This is a genomic window from Demequina sp. NBRC 110053 (genome assembly GCF_002090095.1).
GTDB lineage: Bacteria > Actinomycetota > Actinomycetes > Actinomycetales > Demequinaceae > Demequina.
The window spans coordinates 91,120-102,960 of sequence record NZ_BBRJ01000002.1 but is presented as its reverse complement, the minus strand read 5'-3'; the positions used below and the strand labels follow the sequence as shown (position 1 = coordinate 102,960).

Genomic DNA, 11,841 nt, shown 5'->3' with positions numbered 1-11,841 from the left:
CCGTTCGAGAGGCGCCATCCCTGTGCAGGGACGGCGCCTCTCGGCTGTCCAGCCCGACGCGTGCCGGAGCCGCGCTGCTACGGCGCCTCGGGAGGGACGCCGGCGGCGAAGGCCTCTGGCTCCGCGATCGCCGGGCGTGCACGCGCGGTCTGAGCGACGATGATCGCCGCCAGGACCACAGCGGATCCGGCGAGCTGGACCGCGGTGAGGGTCTCGCCCAGCCAGATCCACGCGACGACGAACGCGAACAGCACCTCGGACGATGCGAGGATCCCCGACGCCGTGGCGGAGATGTGGCGCAGCGACATGAAGATCAGCGTGAAGGGTGCGAAGCCGCCGAAGGTGACGATGAGCGCGAGCGGCACCCACATGGGCGCGTGCACGTGGTCGAGCGCGCCGCCGAACGAGACATCCTCGGCCAAGGTGCCAGCTGGGATGGTCCACCACCGCGACAGCACCAGCCAGAACATGCTCGCGAAGGCGGATGCCCAGAAGGCGACCGCCATCGGTGGCCGGCCGCGCACGGACCGCTCGCCGCCGAGGAAGTAGAACGCATACGCGACCGCGGCGGCCAGCGCCGCGAGCACTCCCAGCGCGGAGAGCTCCGAGTCCCACACCTGCGCCACCACGGCCAGGCCAGCGAGCACCGCGCCGATCGCCCACCACAGCCGCGGGTGGACGTTCTCCTTGAGCACGAACTTCGCGGTGAGCGCGATGAGGATCACCGCCGTGTACTCGAACAGCAGCGCGATGCCGACCGGCAGCAGCGAGATCGCGACCGAGTACAGCCACTGCACCAGGGCAAGGCCGCCAACGCCGAGCGCAGCGAACCACGCCAGCTCACGACGCGAGATGCGGAGCTGTGACCGGTCGGTGAGCAGCAGCACGAAGCCGGAGATGACAGCGGTGCCCAGCACTCTGAACAGGGTGAGCTGCTCCGGCGTGATGCCGGCCTCCATGACGACCTTCGACATCGACCCGTTGAGGCCGAACAGGAAGGCGCCGGTCAGCACGTAGAGAGCGCCCAGCGCGGGGAGTCGGCGGCGGGTCGGCGTTTCGCTCACGCCGTCACGCTACAGGGGCGTCATGCACAGGCCCCTGGCTGGGCTCGCGGTAGCATCGGAGCACTCGAGCCTCCAAGGAGACCACGCGTGGATGCCCTGCGATACACCCTGTTGATCCTGCACTTCGTCGGACTTGCAGCGATTCTCGGGCCGTGGCTCGACCAGCTGCGATCGGAAGCCAGGCGGATCACCACGGCGATGGTGTGGGGAGCGCGTGCACAGATCGTCACGGGACTTGCCTTGGCGGGACTTGCCTTCGCTTCGGACGACTACGAGCCCGACCACGTGAAGATCGCGGTGAAGCTCGTCGTCGCGATCGCTGTCGTTGGCGTCGCCGAGGTGGGAGCGAAGCGAGAGCGGCCGCAGCTCTTCTGGCTGCTCGCGGGCCTGCTCACCATCGTCAATATTGCTGTCGCGGTGATCTGGCGCTGATATGACCTCGGTCAGGGTCGCCACGTCGACGGACGCGGCGGAGATCGTGCACCTGGGCGCCCTCATGTACAAGGCGGTCGGCGCGAAGCCCACGCCCACGTGGGCAGTCGATGCGACGCAGACCGTGCGCGACCGGCTGGGCAAGGATCTCATCGGGATGGTCATCGACGCGCCCGAGGGAGGGCTCGCGTGCTGCGGCCTGGTCAACATCGCTCCGCGCCTGCCCAAGCCCGGCGCTCAGGCGCATCACATGGGATACATCCAGTGGGTGTCGACAGCGCCGCAGCACCAGCGCAAGGGCTATGCGCGACTGGTGATGGACGCGCTCCTCCACGAGACCGACGAGCGTGGGATCGAAGTGGTCGAGCTGCACGCGACACCCATGGGCCGCCACCTCTACGAGGAGCTGGGGTTCTGGGTCAAGGGCGACAACATCGCGATGATGACCGTCCGGGGGCGCGACGACGTCCCCTGGCCGGAGGGAGAGGGCCTCTAGTCAGTCGCGCGAGTCACCGGATCGCGGACGTGTCAGGTCCCGCATGAGGAACGGCGCGGCGAACGCGACGCAGGCCGCGATGCCAGCCGCCCACATCACCACGAGGTCATGGGGATCGCCTTCCGCGCGCCCGTACGCGATCCAGCCGAGGCCCCACGCCATCGCGAGGCCGGCGGGGATCGCGACCCACGGCGCCGTACGCGCGGCCCGCGCGAAGGCCGCCGCGATGACCGCCACGACGACCAGCACCGCCGCCGCGACCCAGGTGCCGTCGTCGGGCGAGGCGCCGAGCGCATCGGCGCCCCACGCCGTGACGTTCGCGGCCGTCGCCACGGATGCCCATCCCAGGTAGAGCCCCGTCGTGATGTCGGTCACGATCGCGTCGGCGACGCGGGAGGGCCGATGCGCGATCAGGGTCACGACGACCCTCGCCAAGGTCGCCACGAGCACGGCGATCACGATCACCGACAGCCAGAGCAGCTCGGCTTGGACGGTGGCGATCCACACGGCGTTGAGCACCATGGAGACGAGCAGCGGCCAGGCGACGGCGCGCATGCGCGGATCGGCAGCGCGCGAGGGGAGGGCCTGGACCACTGCGAACGCCGCGAGCCCGAGGTAGATCACCGACCAGATGCCGAAGGCTCCCGACGCCGGAGCGAGAAGGGTCGCGTCGGCGGCGAGCGCGCCGTCGGCTGCCTCCGCGATGGGTGTGCCGCCGAAGGCGCCCGAGCCCCACGCAGCCCCGGCGATGGCGAGGATCGCGCCGAGCAGGACGACCACCTGTCGAGTGCGGTCGGCAGTCGTGGCGTCAGCGGTCGTGGTGGTGGACATCGGTGGCCTCCCTGGCACGGTTGCGGTCTCGCCGTTGCCAACACCGTGCGTGGCAGCGCTGTTCCACCGTGCCGCGTTCGCGCGGCGCGGGATGCTCGGCCGCGTCCGCCGCCGCGCCTATCCTTGTCGCCGTGGCTGCATCCGATTACTCCGCACGACACCTGTCCGTCCTTGAGGGGCTAGAAGCCGTGCGCAAGCGACCCGGCATGTACATCGGCACCACGGACTCTCGTGGCCTCATGCACTGCCTGTGGGAGGTCATCGACAACTCGGTGGACGAGGCGCTGGGAGGCCACGGCGACACGATCGAGATCATCCTGCATCCCGACGATTCGGTCGAGGTGCGCGACCATGGCCGCGGCATCCCTGTCGACGTCGAGCCCAAGACGGGACTCACGGGCGTCGAGGTCGTGATGACCAAGCTGCATGCGGGCGGCAAGTTCGGCGGCGGCTCCTACGCGGCCTCCGGCGGCCTGCACGGCGTGGGCGCGTCCGTGGTGAACGCGCTGAGCGAGCGGCTCGACGTGCACGTCGACCGAGGGGGCCAGACGCATCACATGGCCTTCAGGAGGGGGGAGCCCGGTCGCTGGGGCGATCCAGCCTCCGGTCCGAGCCTGGACTCGGAGTTCACGCCCTTCGTGACCGGGTCCTCGTTGGACGTGGTCGGCAAGGTGGCGAAGGCGCGCACGGGCACCCGCATTCGGTACTGGGCGGACCGGCAGATCTTCAACACGTCTGCGCGCTTCACGTTCGAGGACCTGCTGACCCGTGCACGCCAGACTGCCTTCCTGGTCCCGGGGCTCACGCTCACCGTGCGCGATGAGCGCAACCCCCTCGAGCCCTCGGAGGAGTCGTTCCGATTCGACGGCGGCCCGCGCGACTTCGTCGACTTCATCGGCGTCGACGCGCCCATCACCGACACCTGGGAGCTGAAGGGCACGGGCACGTACCGCGAGACGGTGCCGGTCCTGAAGAACGACGGCACCCTCGTGTCGGAGGAGGTCGAGCGCGAATGCGTGGTCGACGTCGCACTGCGATGGGGCAACGGATACGACACGAACGTGCGCTCGTTCGTGAACATCATCTCGACTCCCAAGGGCGGCACCCACCAGGCGGGCTTCGACGCTGGCCTGACCAAGGTCGTCCGCAAGGTGATCGAGACCAACGCGCGGCGCCTGAAGCTCACCGGCAAGGACGGCGCGGAGCGCATCGAGAAGGACGACATCATGGCCGGCCTCACGGCCGTCGTGACCGTGCGGATCCCTGAGCCCCAGTTCGAGGGCCAGACCAAGGAGGTGCTGGGCACCACGCCGGTGCGGTCGATCGTCGCGAAGGTCGTCGAGACTGAGCTCGGCGCGATCCTGAGCTCGCCCAAGCGGGATGCGAAGACCCAGGCGACCACTGTGATGGAGAAGATCGTCGCCGAGATGCGCGCACGGGTGGCCGCGCGCAAGCAGAAGGAGATCTCGCGGCGCAAGAACGCGCTCGAGACCTCCTCCCTGCCTGCGAAGCTCGCCGACTGTCGCTCCACCGACATCGAGCAGTCGGAGCTGTTCATCGTCGAAGGGGACTCGGCTCTCGGCACCGCGAAGCTCGCGCGCCGTTCCGACTTCCAGGCGCTGCTGCCCATCCGCGGCAAGATCCTCAACGTCCAGAAGGCGTCCGTGACGGACATGCTCCACAATGCCGAGTGCGCGTCGATCATCCAGGTCATCGGGGCGGGCTCGGGACGCACGTTCGACCTTGAGCAGGCGCGCTACGGGAAGATCATCCTGATGACGGACGCCGACGTCGATGGCGCCCACATCCGCACGCTGCTGCTGACGCTGTTCTTCCGCTACATGCGGCCCATGGTGGACGCGGGTCGGGTCTACGCCGCGGTGCCGCCGCTGCACAGGGTGGAGGTCAAGGGCTCGCCGCGCCGCGAGAAGGAGTACATCTACACGTACTCCGAGAAGGAGCTCACGGACACGCTCCGCGAGCTCAAGCGCTCGGGCCGGAAGTACAACGAGGACATCCAGCGCTACAAGGGCCTGGGCGAGATGGACGCTGACCAGCTCGCGGAGACCACCATGGACCCCGAGCACCGCACCCTGCGCCGCATCACCGCTGAGCACGCGGAGGCGGCCGAGCGGGTGTTCGAGCTGCTGATGGGCAACGAGGTCGCCCCTCGCCGCGACTTCATCGTCGCCGGCGCGGAGAAGCTCGACATGAGCAGGATCGACGCGTGAGCGCCACGCAGGGGCTCACCTGCGGCGTCCATCCGCACGGCTTCCATGACCGCCGCCGTGCACGCACGCGTGACGATCGCGTGATCGTCGACGGCTCCATCGTGGGCCTCGCTCGGCGGTGCACCGTGCTCGAGGCCGAGCTCGAGGAGTCGGGGCGCATCGAGGAGCTGCGCCGGCACCTGTGGGTGCTCGAGCGCACCGGGCGTCCGCTCGCGACCCTCGCTGTGCTGATCGGGGCGCTCGTCGGCTTCTCGGTGGCCGCTCTCGGGGCCGTCGCCGGCGCTGCCGACGAGGGCTGGGGTGCGCCGGCGGTCGGGTTCATCGTGGGCGCCATCCTCGCGCTGGCGTTCGATCGATGGTCGGCCGCCGTCCACAAGGAACGCCTGCGGCGCTCCTATGAGTGGCGACAGTACGTGGGCTTCCAGGCCTGAGGCTCCTCGGCTCACGTCTGAGCGCGCCGAGCGGCGCAGGAGCGGCGGTCGACCAATCCACCCGCATCCTCCGGCCGAACCGGCGGGTGGAGAGACCTTGCAGATGCGTCGAAAGGGGCGTTCACGCGGGCTTTCCGGGAAGGGACGGCAGGTTGTCGCCCCTCGACGGAAGGAAGCATCATGAAGATTCTGCGATCCACTCTCGCCGCGGCCGGTGCGGCGACCATCGTCGGCCTGGGAGCGGGAGGCGCCGCCGCGGCTGAGGGCTACAACGCGACGCTCGACGAGCTGAACGGCTCGGGCGCCGAGTCCACAGCGATGGTGACCGTCGACGGCACCACGGTGCGCGTCGAGATCTCCGGCACCGGCTTCGCGCCGGGCGCCCCGCATGCGCAGCACCTCCACGGCGCTGCCGACGCGAACTTCACGTGCCCGACCCCGGGTGACGTCGAGGAGCTCGACGAGGACGGCGACGGGCTGCTGAGCACGATGGAGGCCGCGGTCATGTACGGAGGCGTCATGGTGTCGCTCACCACCGAGGGCGACACGTCGGGAGACTCCGCCCTTGCCGTCGACCGCTTCCCGGTCGCGGACGATGAGGGCAACCTCGAGTACAGCCGCACCTTTGAGGTGTCACAGGAGACGGCGGATTCGCTGTCCAACCTGCACCTCGTCCAGCACGGCATCGACCTCGATGACTCGGGCACCTACGACGGTGACGCGGTCTCGTCGCTCGACGAGTCCCTGCCGCTCGAGGCCACCATCCCCGCCACCTGTGGCGCGTTCGGCGCCTCGCAGTCCGTCGCGCCCATCGGCGGCGTGCAGACAGGCGATGCGACGTCCGACACCACTGGTGCCGTCGTCCTCGGCTCGGCTGCTGCCGTGACCGCCGCCGCTGGCATCGGCCTCGCCGTCGCCAGCCGCCGCCGCGTCGAGCAGTAGGCACGTCCCGCATCACACCCGCCCGGGCTCGCGACTGGTCGCGGGCCCGGGCGGCCTCATGCAGGGGGCCGGGACCTCAGGAAGGACACGATCACGATGAACCGACGAATGATCGCGGGGCTCGCGCTTGTCGCGCTTGCGGCGGTGCTCGCCGTCCTGGCCGTCGAGGGGGTGCGCGTCGCGACGCCCGCTCCGCTGGCGAGCGCAGCGTCCACTACCCCGCCTGGAGCCGAGGACGACGGCACGCCCACCGTGGCGGCCGACGAGTCGCCGACGGCGGACCCGCTGACCAGCCAGATCGACGTCGAGCCCGGCCCGCAGGCCCTGCCGGTGCGGCTGGAGGTCCCTGCGATCGGCGTGGACACCGAGCTCGAGCAGCTGGGTCTGCTCGACGACGGCTCCCTGGCGACCCCGGTCGACACCGACCTCGCGGGCTGGTTCAAGGGTGGTCCCCGACCGGGCGCGGTGGGCCCAGCCGTCATCGCCGGGCATGTCAGCTGGAACGGTGACCCATCGGTGTTCTACCGTCTCACCGAGCTCGCGGAGGGTGACAGCATCACGGTCGAGCAGGACGATGGCGCGATTGTCACGTACGAGGTCACCCGCATGGAGCAGCATCCGAAGGACGAGTTCCCGACGGTCGACGTGTACGCGAACACCGAGGGGCCGGAGCTGCGGCTGATCACCTGCGGAGGCGAGTTCGACTCCTCGACTGGGCACTTCGACGACAACATCGTGGTCTTCGCGCGAGCCGTCGGGGCATGACGGGTCCGGAATGCCTGCGGGGAGCGTGAGCGTTCCGCGAACGACAGCGCCCACGACGGGGACGGAATCGAGGAGGCGACGATGGGCTCGACACGAGCGGCGCAGGTGTGGGGGGGACCCAGCTATCCCTCACGCGACGCCGGACTGCCGAACATGGGGGCGAGCGCCCTCGGGCCGCGTCCGATCACCCCGGACGATGTCGATCAGATTCTCAGGTGCGAGGACGCTGCGGCCCTGGCGGAGATGTCCGCCTACGCGCGCTCGTACTTCGCGATCGGTGGCTCGGTGATCATGGGCGTCGCCACGACGGTCGCGTCCGGGCTGCTGGGCCGGCGATCGATCGCCGCAGGGGCGGCGATCGGCACGGGACTGGCGGCAGGCGTGGTCATGGAGGCCAGGCGGCGCGCACGACAGTGGCAGGCCGTCATCGAGGCGCGCCTCGCGAGCCTCGCCGCGCAGGCGTGACGCGTCCGCGCGGCGCGCGCCCGCACGCGTGGACGCCGACATGCGTGAGGATGGGCGCGTGAGCGACATCGACGACCCCGACGACGAATCCCAGGACGGCGACGAGCGCGTGCGCGCGGCATTCGAGATGGAGGAAAGCCTCGAGCCGGTCTCGCTGATCGAGCAGTCTCGCGTCGTCATCCGCACGGGGCAGCTCATGCTCGCGGCCGGGACTGCGAGCTACCGCGTGCGCCAGGCGATGCGAGCGGTGGCCGCCGCGCTCGGGGTTGATCACCACGCGAACCACGTGTCGATGACCGACATCGCGGCGACATCGCACCGTGGGCGGATCTTCCGTACGGAGGTGGCGGAGAACACCTCGTTCGCGGTCAACGCGGACCGGTTGGCGGGACTCGATCGCATGCGTCGGACCTTGCCCGCTCGCACGACGCCGGAGGAGGTCAACCGCGCGCTCGACGCCATCGAGGGCAGGGGACCGCTCTACCCGGGCGTCGCGAACTCGGCGTTCGCGGGCTTCGCCTGCGCCGCCTTCGCCGTCCTCAACCATGCCCATGCCTGGGAGGTGGCAGCCGTCTTCATCGCCGCCGCGCTCGGGCAGTGGACGCGGCGCGCCCTGGCGCACCGGCACTTCAACGCCTTCGGCACCACCATGGCTGCGGCCGCCGTGTCGACGGGCCTGTACGTGCTCGCCATCGCTGGCATCGGTCTCGGCGTCGACCAGGTCGAGACCCATGCGGCGGGCTACATCTCATCGGTGCTGTACCTGCTGCCGGGATTCGCGCTCATCACCGGGGCGCTCGACATGGCCAAGATGGATCTGCAGGCAGGCATCCAGCGCATCGCATTCGGGACGATGATCACCATGGCGGCTGGGGTGAGCGTCTGGCTGTTCGCGCTCATCGAACCGCTGTCGACCGCGAGCCGGCCCGATGCCGACGTGTCAAGCCTCGTGCAGGTCGTCGTCTGGGCTGCGGCGAGCGGCATCGGCGTGCTGGGCTTCGCGCTGATGTTCAACAGCCCGTGGCGCATGGCGGCCATCGCAGCCGGCATCGGCGCGATAGCGAACACCGGCCGTCTGCTCGCCGTCGACCGCGATGCGCCCGTGCAGGCAGCGACGGCGGTCGCCTGCCTCGTCGTCGGGGTCCTCGCGGCCGGCGCGGCCGGTCGCGGACGTTTCCCCGTGATCACGCTGTCCGTGCCCGCCGTGCTGGTCATGATCCCCGGCGTCGCCGCGCACGAGGCGCTCGTGAGCCTCAACGCCGGTCAGTACACCGCAGCCACGGCCGGGGTGCTCGAGGTGACGCTCGTGGTCCTCGCGATCATGGTCGGCCTCGTCGTCGCCAAGCTGCTCACTGACCGGGAGTGGGCATCCACCGCGACTCGGTGATGGCCCGCCCTTTACTCCGATTCGGCTGCTGCTTTAGGAGTCTCGGGGGGTGTGCCAGTACGCTCGGACGCGTGACTGAGAACCCCACGCCCGAAGCCCCGGCGGAGCGCGACCTCGCTCGACACGCCGTACCCGACCCCCTTCGCGACGACGTCCGCCTGTTGGGTGGACTGCTGGGACAGGTGATCGCCGAGTCCTCAGGAGAAGGACTCCTCGCGGACGTCGAGAAGCTGCGTGAGCTTGCGATCCGTGCGCACGAGGCTCGCGACGCCGAGGGCCCGGCCGCGCTCGACCAGGCCATGGAGCTCGTCGAGAGCTTCTCGCTCGAGCGTGCCGAGCAGGTGGCGCGGGCCTTCACCTGCTACTTCCACCTCGCCAACCTCGCCGAGGAGCACCACCGCGTGCGCGTGCTGCGACAGCGCCAGGCGCAGTCCCTCACCGAGGACGACTCGTTGTCGAAGGCCGTGCAGCAGCTCGCATCCGAGGTGGGCGAGGACGAGGCCCTGCGCCGCGTCCAGGCACTCGAGTTCAGGCCCGTGCTCACCGCGCACCCGACTGAGGCCAGACGGCCCGCAGTGTCGGGTGCCGTCCGACGCATCTCCGACCTCCTCACCGAGCGTGACCACTCGCAGCTGGGCGGCACCACTCAGGCGGAGTCCGACCGCGCGCTGCTCGCGCAGATCGACGCGCTGTGGCGCACCAGCCTCATCCGTGCCTCCAAGCCCCAGGTCCTGGACGAGGTCGCCGCCGCGCTGGAGGTGTTCGATGCGACCATGTTCGAGACGTTCCCCCGTGTCTACCACCGCCTCGACGACTTCCTCGCGGGTCCGGACGCGGGCCGCCGCGAGCCGCTCGCACGTCCGTTCGTGAGCCTGGGCTCGTGGATCGGCGGAGACAGGGACGGCAACCCGAACGTGACCGCTGACGTGACACGTGCGGCGGCGGCACTCGCGTCCGAGCACGCCGTGCGCGCCCTCGAGGCCTCCGCGCGCGATGTCGCGGACAGGCTGAGCCTGCATGACGGCTCGACGCCGCCATCCGAGGAGCTGCTCGCACTGCGCCAGCGCCAGGCTCAACGGGACACCGGCCTGAGCGCGGCTGCCGATGCGGACGCGCCGGGGGAGACCCACCGCGCGGCGCTGCTCGTCATCGCCGCTCGTCTTGCGGCGACGCAGGAGCGCAACGCGGATCTGCAGTACGGATCGCCCGACGAGCTCGAGGCCGACCTTGTGACGGTGCAGGCATCGCTCGTCGCGGCCGGCGCTCCGCGTGTCGCGTACGGCTCGCTCCAGCGCCTCCTGTGGCAGGTGCAGACGTTCGGCTTCCACCTCGCGGAGCTCGAGGTTCGTCAGCACTCACAGGTGCATGCTGCGGCGCTCGAGGACATCGCCGCGAACGGCGTCCACGGCTCGCTCGAGCCGCGCACGCGGGAGGTGCTCGACACCTTCCGTGCCATCGGCGCCGTGCAGCAGCGGTACGGCATCAAGGCGGCCCGCCGCTACATCGTGTCCTTCACGCAGGCGCCCGAGCACCTGGAGGCCGTCTACCAGCTCGCCGAGCACGCCTTCGGCGACGGCGCCGACGCGCCGGTGATCGACGCGATCCCGCTGTTCGAGACGTTCGACGACCTCGAGAACTCGGTCGAGATCCTCGAGGCCGCGCTCGCGTTCCCCGCGGTGCAGCGGCGCCTGGCCGAGACCGACCGCCGCATCGAGGTGATGCTCGGCTACTCGGACTCGTCCAAGGATGTGGGACCGGTGGCCGCGACCCTCGCGCTGCACTCTGCGCAGGAGCGCATCGCCCGCTGGGCAGAGCGCAACGAGCTCACGCTCACGCTGTTCCACGGCCGCGGCGGCGCGCTCGGTCGCGGCGGTGGTCCCGCCAACCGCGCTGTCCTCGCGCAGCCCCCGGGCTCGGTCGACGGCCGGTTCAAGCTCACCGAGCAGGGCGAGGTCATCCTGGCGCGGTACGGCGACCCCGTCATCGCCGAGCGACACATCGAGGAGGTCGCGGCCGCCACGCTCCTGCAGGCGTCGCCGAGCGTCGAGAAGCGCAACGCTGAGGCCACGCGAGCCTTCGCCGAGCTCGCCTCTCGCCTCGACGCCACCAGCCGGGCGCGCTTCCACGAGCTGGTGAAGGCAGATGGCTTCCCGCAGTGGTTCGCTCAGGTGACGCCTCTCGAGGAGGTGGGCCTGCTGAACATCGGCTCGCGTCCCGCCAAGCGTGGCCTGTCGGTGAACTCGCTTGACGACCTGCGCGCGATCCCATGGGTGTTCGCCTGGAGCCAGGCGCGCATCAACCTCGCCGGCTGGTTCGGACTGGGCACGGCCCTGGCGCAGGCGGGCGACCTCGACGAGCTCCAGCGCGCCTATCGCGAGTGGCCCCTGTTCACCACGCTGCTCGACAACATCGAGATGTCGCTCGCGAAGTCCGACGAGCACATCGCCGAGCGCTACCTCGCGCTGGGCGACCGCGACGACCTCGCGCAGATGGTGCTCGATGAGATGCGCCTCACGCGTGAGTGGGTGCTCAAGGTGACGGGCTCGGCCTGGCCCCTCGAGCGGCGTCGGGTGCTGGGCCGCGCCGTGCAGCTGCGGTCGCCATACGTCGACGCGCTGTCCCTCATCCAGGTGCGCAGTCTCGCGGCGCTGCGTCGCGGCGCAGACGATGCCGCCGTCGACCAGCTCCGCCATGTGCTGCTGCTCACGGTGTCAGGAGTCTCCGCCGGCCTGCAGAACACCGGCTGACCCCGACCGCTCCACGCGACGGCCCGCCCTCCGCTCCTGCGAGTCCAAGG

The 11,841-nt window shown here is 70.3% G+C and carries 11 protein-coding genes; 9 read left to right on the top strand and 2 right to left on the bottom strand.

Annotation, left to right across the window (positions count from 1 at the left end):
* Positions 1 to 77: 77 nt before the first annotated feature.
* Entirely contained in the window at positions 78 to 1,064 is a 987-nt protein-coding gene (locus B7K22_RS00520) for a DMT family transporter (protein ID WP_084037862.1), read from the bottom strand.
* 87 nt (positions 1,065 to 1,151) lie between these two features.
* Here B7K22_RS00520 and B7K22_RS00515 point away from each other — a divergent pair, with 87 nt between their 5' ends.
* Positions 1,152 to 1,496 carry a hypothetical protein gene (locus B7K22_RS00515; protein WP_084037861.1) on the top strand — a complete coding sequence of 115 codons (345 nt, stop codon included), beginning with the start codon at positions 1,152 to 1,154 and terminating at the stop codon, positions 1,494 to 1,496.
* Position 1,497: 1 nt separating this feature from the next.
* Complete coding sequence (locus B7K22_RS00510; protein WP_084037860.1) at positions 1,498 to 1,992, top strand: GNAT family N-acetyltransferase; 495 nt, start codon at positions 1,498 to 1,500, stop codon at positions 1,990 to 1,992.
* On the opposite strand, the gene B7K22_RS00505 is transcribed toward B7K22_RS00510, so the two are convergent.
* Positions 1,993 to 2,823 carry a tryptophan-rich sensory protein gene (locus tag B7K22_RS00505; protein ID WP_084037859.1) on the bottom strand — a complete coding sequence of 277 codons (831 nt, stop codon included), beginning with the start codon at positions 2,821 to 2,823 and terminating at the stop codon, positions 1,993 to 1,995.
* 131 nt (positions 2,824 to 2,954) lie between these two features.
* Here B7K22_RS00505 and B7K22_RS00500 point away from each other — a divergent pair, with 131 nt between their 5' ends.
* The 7 genes from B7K22_RS00500 (at position 2,955) to B7K22_RS00470 (ending at position 11,791) form a co-directional block, all read left to right on the top strand.
* A complete protein-coding gene (locus B7K22_RS00500; protein WP_084037858.1) occupies positions 2,955 to 5,054 on the top strand; it encodes a type IIA DNA topoisomerase subunit B in 2,100 nt (699 codons plus the stop codon).
* Positions 5,051 to 5,485 carry a hypothetical protein gene (locus B7K22_RS00495; protein WP_084037857.1) on the top strand — a complete coding sequence of 145 codons (435 nt, stop codon included), beginning with the start codon at positions 5,051 to 5,053 and terminating at the stop codon, positions 5,483 to 5,485. The genes B7K22_RS00500 and B7K22_RS00495 overlap by 4 nt, the downstream gene beginning before the upstream one ends.
* 180 nt (positions 5,486 to 5,665) lie before the next feature.
* A complete protein-coding gene (locus B7K22_RS00490; protein WP_084037856.1) occupies positions 5,666 to 6,427 on the top strand; it encodes a hypothetical protein in 762 nt (253 codons plus the stop codon).
* A gap of 96 nt (positions 6,428 to 6,523) precedes the next feature.
* Complete coding sequence (locus B7K22_RS00485) at positions 6,524 to 7,192, top strand: class F sortase (protein WP_084037855.1); 669 nt, start codon at positions 6,524 to 6,526, stop codon at positions 7,190 to 7,192.
* A gap of 81 nt (positions 7,193 to 7,273) precedes the next feature.
* A complete protein-coding gene (locus tag B7K22_RS00480) occupies positions 7,274 to 7,657 on the top strand; it encodes a hypothetical protein (protein ID WP_084037854.1) in 384 nt (127 codons plus the stop codon).
* Between the two features lie 58 nt (positions 7,658 to 7,715).
* Positions 7,716 to 9,044, top strand: coding sequence for a threonine/serine exporter ThrE family protein (locus B7K22_RS00475; protein WP_159448701.1), 1,329 nt, complete (start codon positions 7,716 to 7,718; stop codon positions 9,042 to 9,044).
* 71 nt (positions 9,045 to 9,115) lie between these two features.
* A complete protein-coding gene (locus tag B7K22_RS00470) occupies positions 9,116 to 11,791 on the top strand; it encodes a phosphoenolpyruvate carboxylase (protein ID WP_371327636.1) in 2,676 nt (891 codons plus the stop codon).
* The last annotated feature ends 50 nt before the right edge of the window (positions 11,792 to 11,841 follow it).